This is a genomic window from Amphritea atlantica (genome assembly GCF_024347255.1).
Taxonomy (GTDB): domain Bacteria; phylum Pseudomonadota; class Gammaproteobacteria; order Pseudomonadales; family Balneatricaceae; genus Amphritea; species Amphritea atlantica.
On the sequence record NZ_AP025284.1, the window covers coordinates 4,153,591 to 4,171,407 of the forward strand.

The window sequence follows — 17,817 nt, forward strand, 5'->3', positions numbered from 1 at the left end:
ATTTTGGAATTTTCAGTTTGATTTCATTGCCCGGCGGTAGGCTTAGATCATTCAGTGTTTATGGAGTATTAGAACGATGAGAACAAAGATAGCGGTGTTTCTGGTCGCCCTGACGGGCATAACCGTACTCAGCGTAACCGCCGGTCCGGAGACCGTGGTGCGCGAAGATCTTGAACAACAGGGTCTGAAAGTCGCCACCTTTGCCGGAGGCTGCTTCTGGTGTACCGAAGCGGGCTTTGAAAAACTACCCGGGGTAGTAGAGGCGATCTCCGGTTACGCCGGCGGTCAGGCGATTAACCCAACCTATAAACAGGTCTCCTCCGGCACCACCGGGCACACAGAATCAGTGCAGGTCTATTATGACCCCAAAGTGATTACCTATGCTGGCTTACTGCAGTCCCTCTGGCGTCAGATGGATCCTACCGATGGCGATGGCTCATTTGTTGACCGGGGTAATCAGTACCGTCCGGCCGTGTTCTATCACAACCAACAGCAACGCCTGATTGCAGAAAAGTCGATGCAGGAGCTGGCAGCCTCTGGCCGCTATAGCAAACCGTTAGCAACAGAGCTGACCCCACTGACCCGGTTTTACCCGGCTGAGGAGTATCATCAGGATTATTACAAGCATAATCCCCTCAGGTATAAATACTACCGCTTCCGTTCCGGTCGCGATCAGTATCTGGAGAAAACCTGGGGCGATGACCTGCACCCGGACTTTACTCAGTTCGGCCGTGACCTGCCACAGGCATCAACCCCGATGAAAGATACTACTCAGAAGGCCGCAGTGGCCAGCCGTTTCGCGCAATTCAGAAAGCCCTCTGAAAAGCAGCTGCGCAACACCCTAACCGAACTGCAATATGAGGTTACTCAGGAGGAGGGCACCGAGCGGGCGTTTCATAATGAGTTCTGGAATGAGAAACGGGAGGGGATCTACGTGGATATCGTCAGCGGTGAACCCCTGTTCTCGTCCACAGACAAGTTTAAATCCGGTACCGGTTGGCCCAGCTTTACCCGACCGATCACCTCCACTGCGGTGACGGAGCATACCGATACTAAGTTCTTTATGACCCGTACTGAAGTGCGCAGCCAGTATGCTGATTCCCATCTGGGACATCTGTTCAGCGATGGTCCGCAACCCACCGGGCTGCGGTACTGTATCAACTCAGCAGCACTGCGTTTTATTCCGCGGGAGCAACTGGTTACCGAGGGATATGGTGAACTGCTCAGTCTGTTTAGCGAGTAATACAATGGATAACGCTCAGACAGTGACTATCATAGCTGAGCGATCGATAAAAATAGGATAAACTGCGCTAAAGACCTTCAACAGGAGCAGCAGTTTGTCCCACAGGCAACGGTATACCACGGGTTATCTGTCAGCGCTGGCGTTTGCTATGCTGCTGTCCATCTCCGGATCGGCCATCGCGATGCAACTGACCGATCCGCGATCCGCAGCCGTTTACATCATCAAGCTGCGGCCCCTGATCAACGCCTGCCGGCAGCAGGCTGATGCCAGCAACAATTTAACGACCCTCTGGAACAGCTCTGCCTGCCGACTGTTGTTGAATGAGGAACCCCAGTTTACCCGGGCCTGGCAACTGCTACTGCCGCAAGGCAACATCAACCCCCTCGCCGAGGTCCCTTATTCGTTGCGAAAAACCACTATCGACACCTATTCAGAGTACAAACAACTGGCGGAGCGGATCGCCCAGCTGAACCGCTGAGGGGATTTTTTTTAAACTTTTTTTCCAGCAGACGCTCTGCTCATCGGCTGAATAAACCATGAAATCAGTCAGATAGCCCGACTCATTTTTCTGTCTGAAAAAAAACAAAATTTCAAGTCTTACCTTTGCCTCCCGGATCTCTATAATACGCCCTCTTTTTGCCAGCGGTACCGGGTAATATCTTGATTATTTTCACCATCACCAACACAGTTTCACAACAGGTTTATGTCGGCTCCACCCGAAACGATATCGATAGCCACTGGGAGACATTGCTGATCGCAGCAGAGTCTGGCGTTGAGGCCGAACTTTATAATGACATTCGTAATGCCGGAGCCCACAGCTTCGCACTGAGCGAGTACGGTTTCGCTGAAAACCTCAGCGAGGCCCGCGAGCTGACCGCGGATGCACTGGAAACCTTCAACGGTAAAAGCCTGCAGGGTCTGATCACCAAACCCAAACCCAGCAAGGTGCATCGTCAGAGCGCTGAAGAGCGCAAAGCCGCACTCGCCCTGCTGGAAGAAGCAGAACAGAAAGCCTTGCTGAAAGGCGAGGTCGCCAAGCCCTCCGGTGAAGTTGACCTGAAACTGCTGGCCCAACAGCGGGATGCCGAACTGGAAGCACGCATCGCGCGTGAACGGCAGGAAACCAGGGCGATGAACAAGGTGCTTGCCGCAATGGACTCCCGTAAACGTGGTGGCGGCGCGAAAACAAAAGCAAAAAAAGCCGCCGTAAAGCCGGCCAGTCAGTCCACCGCTCCGAAGCTGGCAAGCGGTAAAGTAGCCTCCGCAAAACAGGAAAAACTGATCCGGGAAAAGATTGCCCTGGAGCGGGAAAATCGCGAAAGCAGCAAACTTTCAAAGCAAAAAGCGGAAGCTCAGGAGATGGCAGCAGTGATGGCGCGTATCGATGCCCGCGCTCAGGGGATGCGTAAAACCGCGCCCAAAACCAAACCCAAATCAGCGATCCGCAGTAGTCTGAGCCTGACACCGAAGAAACCGGCGGAAGCCCTCCGCGATAGCCGGCTGGAACTGGACCGGGATAGCGTTAAAAGTGCCGAAATTGCCCTGTTACAGCAGGAAAAAAATCGCGCTACGACAGCGCTCTCTCTGACACAGAAACAGACCACTCCCGCCCGTCTGAATGCGCGCCCCGGTCTTAACAAAGAACAAAAGATAGCCCATACCATTGCCCGTTACCGCAATACTGCAGAACCTGCAGTTAGCAAAACAGGGCATGGTCAGCAGGAACTGATCAGTACTCTGCAGGCCAGATTAGCCCAGCGCAACCGCTAAAGGGCAGCCAATCTGTCAGTTCCCGGAGTCGATCAGCGGTGATGGGAACTGTTGCACCAGATCTGCAAAAAAGACACTGAAGCCCGCTTCAAACCGGGGATAATGGCGTTCAAGCTCCTCCCCCACTCCGGTAAACTGATTGCTAAACCTGATCCGTCCGGCAATCCGGTCAAGCGCGTAGCTCACCCCGTCCAGGCGCTCATAGCTGCCAAACCAGTCAGACCCGACGATACGCTGGGTGACCTGTTGCATTCGCGGTGGCATCAGCGACTGTCCGGCAATCAGATCGTCATACAGAGTATCGACCACCCGGGTCTTAGACTGAGAGCTGAACTGCTGCCAGTGATTCAGCAGGTAGTGATCGAACAAAACATCCAGTGCGATACCGGCAAACCGACGCCGCTGTCGACTAAACAGACGCTTCATCTGCTGTACCTCAGCATGCTGATCGGTAAACTGATCGACCCGACGATGATTAATCAGCCCCTGCAGAACCTCCGCGGGCAGCATCTGCTGATCGATGCCACGGGCAAAGTCCCCCAGCAGATTGCCTACCCGGGACTCCACCGTTGTGTCAGCCAACACCAGATGCGCGAAAAAATTCAAATAAAAAACCCCGGATCATGTAACACCAGGTCACAGTATCCGGGGTTTTATCAGCAGCGGCAACCACCGCTGCCGCGGTGATCAGTTGAGTCGTTCAAATACGGTCGCGATCCCCTGCCCCATACCGATACACATGGTTGCCAGTCCCAGGCTACCATCATTCTGCTCCATCACATTCAGCAAGGTGGTAGAGATCCGGGTACCGGAGCATCCCAGAGGATGGCCCAGGGCGATGGCGCCGCCATTCAGGTTAACTTTCTCCTCCATCTGATCAATCAGTTTAAGGTTTTTCAACACCGCCAGTCCCTGAGCAGCAAAGGCTTCATTCAGCTCAACATAATCGATATCTTCGATTCGCAGACCAGCCCGTTTCAGCGCCTTCTGAGTAGCAGGTACCGGCCCGTAACCCATGATAGAAGGATCACAGCCAGCCACCGCCATTGAGCGAATCTTCGCCCGGGGCTTCAGACCGAGCGCCTGAGCCCGGGCTGCCGACATCATCAGCATCGCCGATGCACCATCGGAGAAGGCTGAGGAGGTGCCGGCAGTGACGGTACCTACCTTGGGTACAAAGACCGGCTTCAGTGTTGCCAGCGTTTCTGCGGTTGTTTCCGGACGGATAACCTCATCCTGCTCAAGCAGAGATTTGAAACCGTTTTCATCGTGTCCTTCAACGGCCACAATCTCATTATCAAAACGACCTTCACGGCGGGCCTCATCAGCCAGACGATGAGAACGGGCACCAAAGGCATCCTGCTCTTCACGACTGATCATGTTCATCCGCCCCAGCATCTCTGCGGTCAGGCCCATCATCATCGCAGCCTTAGCCACCTGCTTACTCATCTGCGGATTGATATCGATACCGTGAAGAATGTCCAGATGCCCCATGTGCTCAACCCCGCCAACCATAAACAGGTCACCGTTGCCACTCATGATCGCCTGGGCCGCGGTATGCAGTGCCGCCATAGAGGAACCACACAGGCGATTAACAGTCTGCGCTGCCACACTATGGGGCAGCCCTGCCAGCACCGCTGCATTACGGCCGATATTAAAGCCCTGCTCTTTGGTCTGGTTAACACAGCCCCAGATCACATCTTCAATCTCTGCCGGATTGACATTGGGATTACGCTCCAGCAAAGCGTTCATCACCCTGGCAGACAGCTCCTCAGCCCGCACATTACGGAAGGAACCCCCTTTTGACTTGCCCATCGGGGTGCGCACCGCATCGACGATGACTACATCATTTGGATTCAGACTCATCTTCGATTCCTCCTTAGTTAGCGTGCTTGTTTGATTGAGCGTTCAGGTAGGTGGCACCACTGGCCGCCATCTGCTGCATCGTTTCGGTTGGCTGATACAGCGGTCCCAGCTCAGCATACTTATCAGCCATCTCACAGAATGCGGCCAGCCCCATCTCATCCAGGTAGTGGAAGACTCCGCCCCGGAACGGCGGGAAACCGATACCATAGATCAACGCCATATCCGCTTCTGCCGGTGAGGCAACAATCTGTTCCTCCAGACAACGAACCGTTTCGATACACAACGGGATCATCATCCGTTCAATGATTTCCTGATCCTCAAACGACCTGGCACTGCCAACAGCCCCCTGCAGCAACTGATCGACGTCCTCATCAGCAAGCTTGGCAGGTTTGCCCTTGCGATCCAACTCATAACGGTAGAAGCCCTTGCTGTTCTTCTGACCATAACGCTCCAGACTATACATCCGGTCAATCACCGACTCACCTTCGTGCGCCATGCGCTCCGGGAAGCCCGCGGCCATCACCTGATCCGCATGGTGGGCGGTGTCGATACCGACCACATCCAGCAGATAAGCGGGGCCCATCGGCCAGCCAAAGCCTTCCATCACTTTATCTACCTGACGGAAATCCGCACCATCCTGTAACAGACCATTAAAACCGCCAAAGTAGGGAAACAGCACCCGGTTTACCAGGAACCCAGGGCAATCATTCACCACAATCGGCGTTTTCCCCATCGCAGTAGCATACGCCACGGTGCGGGCGATGGTTGCTTCAGAGGTTTTCTCTCCGCGGATCACCTCCACCAGCGGCATCATATGTACCGGGTTGAAGAAGTGCATACCACAGAAGTTTTCCGGCCGTTTGAGCGATTTGGCCAGTTCGGTAATAGAGATCGTTGAAGTGTTTGACGCCAGCACCGCATCGCTGGCGATATGTTGTTCGGTCTCTGCCAGCACCATCCCCTTCACTTTTGGATTTTCAACCACCGCCTCAACCACCAGATCGACGGTGTTGAAATCACCATAGCTGAGGGTCGGACGAATCCGGTTGATCGTCTGCGCCATCTTCGCCGCATCGATGCGACCCCGTTTCAACTGACCACCCAGCAGCTTGTTAGCCTCATCCAGGCCCAGTTGAATCGCCGCTTCGTTGATATCCTTCATCAGAATCGGCACCCCTTTTGAGGCCGACTGATAGGCAACGCCGCCGCCCATAATACCAGCCCCCAGAACAGCCGCCTGGGTCACCTTTTCAGCCTTCGCTTCATAGCCCCGGCTGACTTTTTTCACATACTGGTCCTTCATGAACAGGCCGACCAAGGCTTTCACCACGGGTCCGGAGGCCAGTTTAGCAACGCCCTCAACCTCAGCCTGAATCGCTCTGTCACGATCCATACCGCAGGACTTCTGAATCGTTTTCACTGCCTGTAACGGCGCAGGATAGTGAGGCCCAGCTTTGGCACCAATCATCCCTTTAGCCGTTTCAAAGGCCATCATCTGTTCAATCTGATTCAGTTTCACCGGACTCTGTTTTTCAACACGTCGGGCAGCATAATCGAATTTACCTTCGGCACACTGGCGCAGCAGATCAAGCGCCGCCTCACGTACCCGGTCCTGGGCTACAACCGCATCCACTGCACCATCTTTCAGTGCCGCATCGGCGCGTTTTTCGGCACCGGTACAGATCCATTCATTGGCATTGTCGATCCCGATAATCCGGGGCAGGCGCACAATACCGCCCCAGCCTGGGTTGATCCCCAGCTTCACTTCCGGCAGCCCCACTTTGGCTTTTTCGCCCATCACCCGATAATCGGTGGAGAGGCACAGCTCAAATCCCCCTCCCAGCGCCAGACCATTAATCGCAACAACCGTCGGACAGGGCAGATCTTCCACCGCGTTGAAAATCCCGTGAGTTTCCAGCAGTTTAGCGATCAGTCCCGCCTCACCCTGTTCAAACAGCGAACTGAACTCTGTAATATCGGCACCGACAATAAAACTCTCTTTGGCACTGCTGAACAGCACACCCTTAATGTCTTCAACCGCACTCAGCTGGGTCAGCGCATCTTTCAGCTCCCCCAGGGTGAGTTGATTAAACTTATTCACCGGTTCATTGCTCAGATCAAAACACAGCTCATACAAGCCGTTGTCGATCTCCCGAACCTGAATAGCCTTTCCTTCAAATTGCATGGTGCACTCCATACTCAGGATAATTATTGTTCGTCATAGTAAACATCTGACTCTTTCTCTGTACGCCGGACTGCCAAATCAGAAACAGGGAGATAACACTGCGTACAGTACAGACTTTTTAATACTAGTCGCGGGGGATTTTCCAGCAATAACAAAAATAGCCTTTATCAGTAACAAAATCGTCTATATTTAATTTATATCGTTTAAAAACAAAAGATTACAAGAAACAACTGAATCACAATTATGAGCAAAAAAATGATCGGCTACGGCTTTTATAGTGTTTCTCGATCAGTAATGCGGGACAGCCGCCAACGGACTAAAGGGTTGTTACGTATCAGACAGGGACAATTAACATTACAATAACGTCAAAACAGCGACACTTTCAGATATCTCATGCACTCGACTATTTTTGACAATCCGGTACTACAACCCGCGCTGCGCTGGGTTTCCCGCAAATTTCTGAAGATGAACAAGTGGCAACTGGATTTTAGCGCCATTCAGGGGATCGATAAGTGCGTGCTGATCGGAGCTCCCCATACCAGTAACTGGGATCTGCCCTACGCACTGATGCTGGCGTTCAGCCAGGAACTTCCCATCTACTGGATGGGCAAGGTACAGATATTCAGATTTCCCTTCCGTCACCTGATGATGTGGCTGGGTGGAATTCCCATCGACCGTTCAAAATCCCTCAATGTGGTCTCCCAGGCAGCCGCTCAGTTTGACCATGCGGATCAACTCTATCTGGTGATCGCTCCCGAGGGAACCCGCTCGCAGGTCGACGAGTGGAAAACCGGCTTCTACCATATCGCCCATCAGGCCGGGGTTCCGGTTCTGACCGCCTATCTGGACCTGCGAGCCCGTAAAGCCGGTATCTACTGCAGCTATACAACCAGTGGTGATATCGATAAAGACCTTGAGGAAATTAAAGCTCTGTATGGCGACCTGTTATTACGCCATAAGGGAAATCAGTAAATCATAACGCTTTCGCGTGAACTCACCTGACAGACGCTCCTCAGAAACGGGAAAAATCCGCTTCACGCTTCTCTATAAACGCCTGTAACGCTTCGGCAGCTTCGGCTGAACCCAACCGGGCAGCAAACTGTTCAACCTCCGCCACCATTACCTCCTCCAGCTGAGACTGGGTATAGCTGCGCAGCATCGCCTTACTCTGCCGTACCGCTTCAGGTGCCAGACCCGCCAGCTTCTCCGCCTGCAACATTGCCAGATCCTCTAAACTGTGATGCATAACCACCTGATTGATCAGCCCCAGATCCCGGGCGGTTGCGGCACTGAAAGACTCGCCCATCACTAGCAGTTCAAATGCCCGACGATGCCCCACCAGTTGCGGTATCAGCAAGCTAGAGCCACCTTCAGGCACCAACCCCAAACGGGCAAAGGGCAGCTGAAAACGGGCCTGATCACTGGCGATCACCAGATCACAATGCAGCAACAGAGTAGTACCGATACCGACCGCAGCACCGGGCACCACGGCAATAATCGGCTTTTTCAGGGAAGCGATAGTATGCAAAAACAGCAACGGTATCTTAACGGCATCCGGACGCCCTGCTGCCGCGATAAAATCAGCAATATCGTTACCGGAGCAAAAGCTGTCGCCAGTGGAACCCAGCACGATGACTCTGACATCAGGGTTCTCATCCGCACTGATCAGTGCTGTAGTTAACCCCTCATACAGCGGTAGCGTGAGGGCATTTTTCTTCTCGGGACGGTTCAGGCGAATATGACACAGATGCCCCTGGGTGGTGATACTCAGCAGTTCACTCATAGCCGACTCCTGTATAGTCAGAATCTGATTTCGACAATATTTCAGGCAGCATGACTACCGGGCTTCTCGTTGCGCAACATACGCCGCAGCACTTTGCCCACATTTGATTTGGGCAGCTCATCGGCAAACTCGACGATCTTAGGCACTTTATAAGGGGTCAGGCGCTCTTTACACCAGTCGCGAATCTCTTCGCTGGTGACCTTTTCTTTCGTCACCACAAAAAGCTTTACGATCTCGCCACTGTGAACATCAGGCACTCCCACTGCAGCGCACTCAACCACCGCAGGATGCAGAGTGACGACATCCTCAACTTCATTGGGATACACATTAAAGCCGGACACATTGATCATATCTTTTGCCCGGTCAACGATTCGCAGATAACCATCCGCCTCAATAATCGCCACATCACCGGTAATAAAGAAGCCATCATCGGTAAAACAACTGCGGGTAGCCTGCTCTTTCTGCCAGTATCCCAGCATCACCTGAGGCCCCTTAACACAAAGTTCCCCTGGCTCGCCGACACCCAGAGCCTGGCCCTCAGCGCCGACAATTTTTACCTCGGTCTCCGCCACCGGTGGGCCTATTGTGCCCACACGGATATTTCGCGGCGGGTTCATCGCCACCGCCGGCGACGTTTCCGTCAGGCCGTAAGCTTCCAGCACCTGGCAACCGGTCAGCTTCTCCCAGGCCTTCGCCGCAGCTAAGGTCAGCGCCATACCGCCGGACAGAGTGACTTTAAGATGGCTGAAATCGATCAGATGGCTGTCTTTATGATTACAGATCGCAACAAACAGGGTATTCAGTCCGATAAACGCCGATACCGCATGCTTTTGCAGCTCTTTGACAAAGCCAGATATATCACGGGGGTTGGCAATCAGCAGGTTATTACCGCCCAGCTCAAGCACCGCCATGGTGATAGTAAAGGCATAGATATGATAAAGCGGTAACGGCGCGACCACCATCTCCGCCCAGTGCTTATCGGCATCTGAGATCAGCTTAACCCCCTGAAGGAAGTTGGAGATCAGGTTGCCATGGGTCAGCATTGCACCTTTGGAGACACCGGTAGTGCCGCCGGTATATTGCAGCACCGCAATATCGCTGCAGTTCTGAGGCACCACCTGGGGCTTCTGACCTGCCTTTTGCTTTAACACATGCCGCAGTTCGATCGCCTGGGGCAGATGGTACGCAGGTTCCATCTTCCTGATATATTTCACCACCGAGTTGATCAGCAGCCGTTTTAAAGGCGGGTGCAGATCGGCAATCTGGGTGGTAAAAACATATTTTATCGGGGTGTTAGCAATAATTTTATCAACATTATGTGCAACCCCTTTGTAGACCACCAGCGCTTTAGCGCCCGAGTCATTAAACTGTTTTTCCAGCTCCCTGGGAGTGTACAACGGGTTCGTATTCACGATGATCAGGCCCGCTTTGAGCGCGCCGAACAGCACCACCGGATACTGATTCAGGTTCGGCAGTTGAATCGCAATACGATCACCCGGTTGCAGATCGGTTTCCTGCTGCAGGTAAACGGCAAACGCATCCGACAACTGCCCCAGTTCGGCATAGCTCATCGCATTGCCAAAGCTGGTAAAGGCGGTTTTAGAGGCATATTCGCTGACGATTCGCTGGATAACATCGGTCAGCGTGTTATAGCCTTTTGGATTCAGACTTTCTGGAATCCAGCTACCGCGTACTTTTTGATCCATATTCAGATCCCGTCTACTGTCATTGTTATTGTTGTTAAGCTGTTTTTTATACCGGGTGCAGCGTTAAACCCGTTGCTCTCAGCATAAGTGCTCAGAGGAAAAAGTCTAATATAATCAGCAGTAACCGTGACGCAGTACTGCTGATTTACGGATTAACCGGCAGGAAACAGGGCTTCCAGGCGGGTTGCCAGCATCACATCGCCTTCAGCACGGATGCGACCAGCCATAAACGCCTGCATACCGTTCGTTTCTCCCTCCAGCACCTCTTTGAAGGTCTCGCTGTCCATCATCAGAACCACACTGGGATTATCATGCAGCCCTTTATCCAGCGCACACTCCCCACCTGAAATAGCCACATAATAGGCATCGCCTTCATCCAACTTATACTGAAACACCGCCTCCAGGCCTGCCGCGGCATCGCTGTTAAAGCGCCCGGCCATGGTTTCAAACAGCCCCTGAATCTCTGACATATCCCTCTCCTCTGTTGCTTTTAGCTGCGACGACATGCGTGAACCCTGACGCCGCACGCGATGATTAACTCTGATCAGACCGGTCAGTAATGCCTGACCGGCTTTGCTTCGTACCAACTTGGTGGCAAATAGTTTCATTGTTATTTCAACGGCCCGGTTCAGCAGGAAAACTCTGCTTCATCCATCGCCAGCAGATTATCCGCACCGGAATCGATGGTCGCTTCCAGGGTTTTCGTCCGGGGCAGAATCCGCTCAAAGTAGAACCTAGCGGTTTTCAGTTTCGCCTGATAGAAGCTCCGGTCGCCTTCACCGGCATCCAGTTTCTGCTGCGCAGTGACGGCCATTCTGGCCCACAAATAGGCCATCGTTGCATAGCCGGAATACATCAGGTAATCCACAGAAGCGGCACCGACCTCTTCCCGGTTCATCATCGCTTTCATGCCGATACGCGTGGTCAGATCACCCCACTCTTTATTCAATCGGGCAAGCGGACTGATAAACTCCTGCATGGCACGATTCTCAGCCTGGGACTGGCAGAACTTATGTACCACTTTGGTAAAGGATTTCAGGGATTCGCCCTGAGTCATCAGCACTTTACGGCCTAACAGATCGAGCGCCTGAATCCCGGTGGTGCCTTCATACAACATCGAGATACGACTATCACGAACGTTTTGTTCCATCCCCCACTCACTGATATAACCGTGCCCACCAAAGATCTGTAATCCCAGATTGGCTGATTCAAAGCCGGTTTCAGTCAGAAACGCTTTAGCTATCGGTGTCAGGAAAGCCAGCTGAGTGTCGGCCTGCTGCCGCTCATCACTATCGGTGGTCAGGTTAACTCTGTCTACCAGCTGCGCGCAGTAATAGATCAGCGCCCGTCCGCCTTCAGCAAAGGCTTTCTGGGTCAGCAGCATGCGGCGCACATCAGGATGAACAATAATCGGATCAGCAGGCTTGTCGGGACAGGCAGGGCCATTCAGCGCCCGCATCTGCAAACGGTCCCGGGCGTAAGCCAGTGAGTTCTGATAGCCCCACTCCGCATGGGCCAGCCCCTGCAGCGCGGTACCCAGACGTGCGGTATTCATAAAGGTGAACATACAGTTCAGGCCTTTGTTTTCCGGTCCGATCAGATAGCCGGTAGCGCCATCAAAGTTCATCACACAGGTAGCGTTACCATGAATCCCCATCTTATGTTCCAGTGAACCACAACTCAGGTTATTCCGTTCACCGACATTACCATCACTATTGGGCAGAAACTTGGGTACGATAAACAGCGAGATACCTTTGGTCCCCTGGGGAGCATCCGGCAGACGGGCCAGCACGATATGAACGATGTTATCTGCCATATCGTGCTCACCAGCGGAGATAAAGATCTTGGTGCCGCTGATTTTATAGCTGCCGTCGGCCTGGGGTTCCGCTTTGGTTTTCAGCATCCCCAGATCGGTACCGCAATGGGATTCGGTCAGACACATAGTACCGGTCCACTCGCCACTGATCAGCCGGGTCAGGTAGGTCTGTTTCTGCGCTTCTGTACCATGAGCTTCAATGGTATTCATCGCCCCGTGGCTCAACCCCGGGTACATACTCCAGGACCAGTTGGCGGAGCCAACCATCTCATTGAGTACAATACCGATCGATTCCGGTAACCCCTGCCCACCCCATTCAGGATCATGGGCCAGAGAGGGCCAGCCCCCTTCAACAAACTGCTGATAGGCCTCTTTAAAACCGGTAGGCGTTTTCACCTCGCCATCCGTTAGTTGACAGCCTTCCCGGTCACCCACCTGATTCAGGGGTGCCAGCACCCGCTCAGCAAACTTTGCCCCCTCTTCCAGAATAGCGGCCACCATATCCGGGGTCGCCTCTTCACAGCCCGGCAGGCTCTGGTAGTGCTGTTCACTGTGCAGCATTTCGTCCAGTACAAACTGTATATCTTTTAAGGGCGCTTTATATTCCGGCATGATGACACCTCGACAGATCCTGTATCGCACCTGCATCAGGGACACAGGTATCTTGTGTTAATTATTGTATGCCATGAGGATCTATCAAATACCCCACATTACCAATAACAAAACCTTCCATTATCACTAACACAAAAAATCATATCGATATTTAAAACCATTTAATCCTTATTTTTCATAAACTTAAAAAATAATAGATAGGTATTTTTTATTAACAAAAAAGCCCGGATAAACCGGGCTTCTGGACTGAAGTCTATTTACTGCTGTAACACAGGAACCACCTGATCAGACAACCCGATCCGCAGTACCAGAATATCGCAATCCAGCCGCGGCAATATCCGTTCGGCAGTATTCCCGATCAACGCCCCCTTTAAGCCGCCGCGGGCCCGGGTACCGATCACCACCAACCGCGCAGACTGCTTCGCTGCAGCTTCAGGAATCCAGTATTCAGCAGGCCCCTCTCCTACAGCAACATCCTGTGCCTGCAACTGCAACCGGCTTAACTGTGCTTCAAGAGCCTGATGCGCTTTCTTCTGAATCAACTCCTCTGACTGCATCACAGGATCAGCGCCCATCATCGCAGAGGGGCAGGCAACCGCAGCGGCTAAGGTTGATCCGGTCGCCAGGGCAATCTGAGCTGCAACTTTAAGGACATCATCATTGAGTCGTCGCTGGTGAGCATCATTAGCCAGCGAGTTAACGGCGGCCATCACCACGCCATCCTGCCAGAGCAGATCTCGCTTAACCATCAATACCGGACAGGGAAGTTCCCGCAGAATCTGACCATCCACCGAAGTCATAAAGCCTTTACTGCGGGGATCACAACTCTTTATTAACAAGCCAAAAGGCTGCTGTTGCAGAAACTTAGCCAGTAACTTTAAGAGCTTATCTCTGGCGACGACATGAAGCGCCACAGAGATGCCATCACTCTCCAGCTGCTGCACAGCGGCTTCCGCTTTTTCAATGCTGTCGCCAAGCCAGATCAGGGTTACCTGACTATGCAAACGTCCGGCGATCAGACGACAACGCTGCAATGCATTGCACGACTGATCCTGCTGATCCAGCACCAGCAACAACCGTTTATTTAACAACATTTTTTACCTCCGGAGGGGTTGTAACAGTAGCTTTCGCTCCACAGTTAAGCAGACAGGCAAGCGCGGGCAGCAACACCAGAGCACCCAGCATATTCCAGAGGAACATAAAGGTGAGTAACACGCCCATATCCGCCTGAAATTTAATCGGAGAAAAGACCCACAGCACCACGCCAATCGCCAGCGTTAAGCCGGTGAAAGCCACCGATTTACCGGTTGTTTTAAGCGTATTAAGATAAGCCTCCTGCAACGGCATCCCCTGCACCAGATAGGTATTGAGTTTGGAATAGATATAGATGCCGTAATCGACACCAATGCCTACCCCCAGAGCAATCACCGGCAGGGTCGCTACTTTGACGCCGATACCAAAGCTGGCCATCAAGGCCTGACAGAGAATCGAGGTCAGCGCCAGCGGTGCAATGATACACACCAGAGTCTTCAGTGACCGGAAGGTCAGCAGACAGAGCAAACCCACCACCGCGTAAACCCAGGCCAGCATCTGATACTGAGCAGTACCGATCACCTCATTGGTGGCGGCCTCAAAACCGGAGTTGCCGGCTGCCATCTCAAACTGTATCCGGTCCGAACCATACTCCGCGGCAAACGACGCGATCTGGCGGGTCAGGTTATTCAGGGTTGCGGCCTTATGATCATCAAGAAAGATGATCACCGGCAACAATGAACAGGAGGGGTTCATAAGTCCCGCGGGCACGTAGGAGAGAGAGGCGTTGATCACCAGTTGATTACGGCTCACAGTACGCCACTTCAGGCTGCCCTCATTGAGCCCGGATGTCACCCGTTTGGACACATCCACCAGCGATACACTGGACTGCACCCCGGCAATATTGGTCAGGTAATACTGAAACCGGTCCACCAGCGACAGCGTGGAAAAGCTGGAGCATTGATCTTTATCGGTACTGACCATCACCACAAAGATATCGCTGGAGGTCGAATAGTGCTGAGTGATAAAGCGGTTATCAAGATTATATCTTGAATCCGGACGCAGCTCCGGAGCACCGCTATCAAGATCACCGATCTGTAGCTTCTGCCCCTGATACACGCCACCCAGCAACATCATCAGCGCAATCACCACAGCAACCCGGGCACCGGAGGGGGTCGCAAACCAGGTCAGCAGCTGCCAGCCACTGTGCTGTTTCTGCTCCGCTTCCCGGGCTCTCCGGGTCGCCGTTTCGCCAATACCTAACAGCGACATGATAACCGGCAACAGAAACAGATTGGTGAGAATAATCACGGCAATCCCGAGCGATGCAGCGATCGCCAGATCCTGAATTACCCGGATCTCAATCACCATCAGGGTGACAAATCCGATACCATCCGATAACAGCGCCGTCAGGCCCGGAATATACAATGCCCGGAACGCCCGCCGTGCTGCCAGCCATCGATCTGCGCCCCGGGCACTTTCCAGAGCGATAGTATTAACGATCTGTACTCCGTGGCTCACCGCAATAGCAAATACCAGAAACGGCACCAGCATCGAATAGGGGTCCAGCCCATAACCCAGCAGCTTTAGCAGCCCTAACTGCCAGATCACCGCTATCACAGAGCAGGCCAGCGGCACCAGCGTGCCGGTAATACTGCGGGAATAGAGATACAGCAGTACCAGGGTGATCAGCAGGGCGATAGCAAAAAACACCGCCACCTGCGCGGCACCCTCGATAAGATCCCCCACGATCTTGGCAAAACCGGTGATATGAATGCTGATATTGTCAGACTGATAACGGTCCCGTATCAGGGTTTCCAGCTGTTGAGACAACACCTGATAGTCGAGTTTTTCACCGGTATCCGGATGCTTATCAAACAGCGGCACCTGCACAATCGCCGAGCGGAAATCGTTCGCCACCAACCGGCCTACCTGCCCTGAACGCAGAATATTCAGCTTAATCTGTTCAAGACTCTCGGGCGAGCCATCATAATCCGGCGGAATCACCGGACCACCCACAAACCCCTCTTCGGTGACTTCGGTCCAGCGGACATTGGGGGTCCAGATTGAGGTCAGTGCCGCCCGGTCAACGCCGGGAATAAAGAACAGCTCATCGGTAATCTTTTGCAGTGTCTGCTGAAACTCAGCGGTAAAGATATCCCCCTCTCGTACCGCGACCGCAACCCGGACACTGTTACCCAGTCCGGCAAGGTCATCCCGGTTTTTGAGATAGTTCTCAACGTAGGGATGAGAGGTCGGAATCATCTTCACAAAACTGGCATCAGGACGGATCTGCACCGCCTGCCAACCGAGGAACAGGGTCAGGGCCGCAAACACCAGCAATACCGGTAACCGGTGGTGAAACAGAAATCGTTCAGCGAACTCTTCAGAACCTTTGATCGGTGCTAACAGGAGCCGGGAGAGCTTATTCATGGGCCACCTCCAGCGTATGCAAACCGCCCTCACCTACCAGAATATACCCTCCATTCAACGCCAACCCGGCACTCAGAGAGTGCCGTCCACCACTGGGCAGCTGCGAGAAATGCTGACCATCGGCACTCTGCAGGATCAGCCCCCCCTGCCCCAGTAATACCAGTTGCTGCGCCTGAGTCACCGCGCTGACCAGAGTTGCTGCATGCCCGGTCTCCACCGGCAGCCATTCCAGCCCGTCGGTCGAACGAAAGAGGTGGCCTCGCAGCCCCATCAGATAGAGTTGGTTGTTGAATTCGGTGATGCCGAAAAAAGAGCCATCATAAGGAGTCTCTATACGTTGCCAGTGATCGCCGCCATCCTCTGAGCGAAACAGCAACCCGGCCTCACCCACGATGTACAGATTTCCCCGATGATCCGCTCTCATAGCGTTCAGGTGAAAGTTATCCGGATTGTCCAGCCGATCACCCCAGTATGCCCAGCTGTCACCACCATCCTCGGTTTTCAGTAACAGGCCATAGCCTCCCAGAGCAAAGCCGCGCTGAGAGTCGGCAAACCAGATATCCAGCAGCGGCACCCCCGCCCCATCATCCACCGCCGCAGCAGCGTCACCCGCCTGCCAGGACACATTGTCCAGCTGCTCAGCCAGTTGGGCATTATCCGGCTGGGCATCAAGCGCTGCCTGTAACTCTGCCATCTTCTGTTGCAACCGCTGCAAGCGCAGCTGATTGATCTGATTACCGTCCAGCAACAAGTGCCAGTTGACACCACCATCGTCGGTCTCGGCCAGCAGGCCATCGTGCCCGGTCAGCCACCCATGTTGAGCATCAGCAAAGCAGACCGACGTCAGCATCACGCTGAACGGAGTTGACTGCTGCTGCCAGCTTTGTCCCTGATCGGTTGAGCGCATCACCACGCCCTGATCACCCACAGCAACCAACTGATTACCGCTGGCGGCTATATCCAGCAACAGCGTCTGAGCAGCACGATAGGAGGGTAAAGCGGGGGTAGTAAGCCGATCCACTCCAGATTGCGCCGCAGCAGCGCCCGCCATCAGAGTAGCCGATACTATAATAAAGCCAGTGAGTGACCGGATCAGATCCATACGTTTCCCAGTTATTATCATTATGCAGGAATTAATTTTTTCTCCGACGCCCGCATCCTTCAGCAACCGTCCGAAATAAATCGCTTAGGCTGGAATCATTAACAAAAACGGTCAGATGCTCAATAACAAATAGTGGCAATTTCGTTAACACTTTCGCCACAGCACAGAGTAAAGCATTCCAGATCAACATAAATGTATAAAAGTCCTCTGCTTAGATTGCAATTTGTAGACGGCCAGAGGTAGAGTTAGCCACTGCGACAGAGGTAATA

Annotated in this window: 14 protein-coding genes; 4 read left to right on the forward strand and 10 right to left on the reverse strand. The window is 53.2% G+C overall.

The genetic code is table 11. The features are described 5' to 3' along the window. The first annotated feature begins 76 nt into the window (after positions 1–76). The 3 genes from msrB (at position 77) to OCU43_RS19345 (ending at position 3,013) form a co-directional block, all read left to right on the forward strand. Complete coding sequence (gene msrB, locus OCU43_RS22320) at positions 77–1,243, forward strand: peptide-methionine (R)-S-oxide reductase MsrB (RefSeq protein WP_091360108.1); 1,167 nt, start codon at positions 77–79, stop codon at positions 1,241–1,243. A 94-nt stretch (positions 1,244–1,337) separates the two neighbouring features. After that, complete coding sequence (locus OCU43_RS19340) at positions 1,338–1,721, forward strand: hypothetical protein (protein ID WP_091360110.1); 384 nt, start codon at positions 1,338–1,340, stop codon at positions 1,719–1,721. Positions 1,722–1,903: 182 nt separating this feature from the next. Next, positions 1,904–3,013, forward strand: a complete 1,110-nt coding sequence (locus OCU43_RS19345) for a GIY-YIG nuclease family protein (protein ID WP_139203202.1) — start codon at positions 1,904–1,906, stop codon at positions 3,011–3,013. Positions 3,014–3,028: 15 nt separating this feature from the next. Here OCU43_RS19345 and OCU43_RS19350 read toward each other — a convergent pair whose 3' ends face one another. The 3 genes from OCU43_RS19350 to fadB all read right to left on the reverse strand — a co-directional run bounded on the left by OCU43_RS19350 (position 3,029) and on the right by fadB (position 7,064). Then, on the reverse strand, positions 3,029–3,619 hold the full coding sequence (locus tag OCU43_RS19350) for an acyl carrier protein phosphodiesterase (RefSeq protein WP_091360114.1): 591 nt from the start codon (positions 3,617–3,619) through the stop codon (positions 3,029–3,031). An 81-nt stretch (positions 3,620–3,700) separates the two neighbouring features. After that, positions 3,701–4,879 (reverse strand): acetyl-CoA C-acyltransferase FadA, encoded by a 1,179-nt coding sequence (gene fadA, locus OCU43_RS19355; protein ID WP_091360116.1) that lies wholly within the window; start codon positions 4,877–4,879, stop codon positions 3,701–3,703. A gap of 13 nt (positions 4,880–4,892) precedes the next feature. Then, a complete protein-coding gene (gene fadB, locus OCU43_RS19360; protein WP_091360117.1) occupies positions 4,893–7,064 on the reverse strand; it encodes a fatty acid oxidation complex subunit alpha FadB in 2,172 nt (723 codons plus the stop codon). 393 nt (positions 7,065–7,457) lie between these two features. On the opposite strand from fadB, the gene OCU43_RS19365 reads away from it, so the two are divergent. Next, positions 7,458–8,036 carry a 1-acyl-sn-glycerol-3-phosphate acyltransferase gene (locus OCU43_RS19365; protein ID WP_091360119.1) on the forward strand — a complete coding sequence of 193 codons (579 nt, stop codon included), beginning with the start codon at positions 7,458–7,460 and terminating at the stop codon, positions 8,034–8,036. A 40-nt stretch (positions 8,037–8,076) separates the two neighbouring features. On the opposite strand, the gene OCU43_RS19370 is transcribed toward OCU43_RS19365, so the two are convergent. The 7 genes from OCU43_RS19370 to OCU43_RS19400 form a co-directional block, all read right to left on the reverse strand. Then, positions 8,077–8,847 carry an enoyl-CoA hydratase gene (locus OCU43_RS19370; protein WP_091360121.1) on the reverse strand — a complete coding sequence of 257 codons (771 nt, stop codon included), beginning with the start codon at positions 8,845–8,847 and terminating at the stop codon, positions 8,077–8,079. 41 nt (positions 8,848–8,888) lie between these two features. Next, a complete protein-coding gene (locus OCU43_RS19375) occupies positions 8,889–10,553 on the reverse strand; it encodes an AMP-binding protein (RefSeq protein WP_091360122.1) in 1,665 nt (554 codons plus the stop codon). Positions 10,554–10,705: 152 nt separating this feature from the next. Further along, entirely contained in the window at positions 10,706–11,161 is a 456-nt protein-coding gene (locus OCU43_RS19380; protein ID WP_245756606.1) for an SCP2 sterol-binding domain-containing protein, read from the reverse strand. A gap of 20 nt (positions 11,162–11,181) precedes the next feature. Then, a complete protein-coding gene (locus OCU43_RS19385) occupies positions 11,182–12,981 on the reverse strand; it encodes an acyl-CoA dehydrogenase C-terminal domain-containing protein (RefSeq protein ID WP_091360123.1) in 1,800 nt (599 codons plus the stop codon). A 257-nt stretch (positions 12,982–13,238) separates the two neighbouring features. Beyond that, entirely contained in the window at positions 13,239–14,075 is an 837-nt protein-coding gene (locus tag OCU43_RS19390) for a universal stress protein (RefSeq protein WP_091360124.1), read from the reverse strand. Beyond that, positions 14,062–16,446, reverse strand: a complete 2,385-nt coding sequence (locus OCU43_RS19395; RefSeq protein ID WP_091360125.1) for an efflux RND transporter permease subunit — start codon at positions 16,444–16,446, stop codon at positions 14,062–14,064. Before OCU43_RS19395 ends, OCU43_RS19390 begins: the two co-directional genes overlap by 14 nt. Further along, a complete protein-coding gene (locus OCU43_RS19400; protein ID WP_175483560.1) occupies positions 16,439–17,548 on the reverse strand; it encodes a WD40/YVTN/BNR-like repeat-containing protein in 1,110 nt (369 codons plus the stop codon). The genes OCU43_RS19395 and OCU43_RS19400 overlap by 8 nt, the downstream gene beginning before the upstream one ends. Positions 17,549–17,817 lie beyond the last annotated feature (269 nt).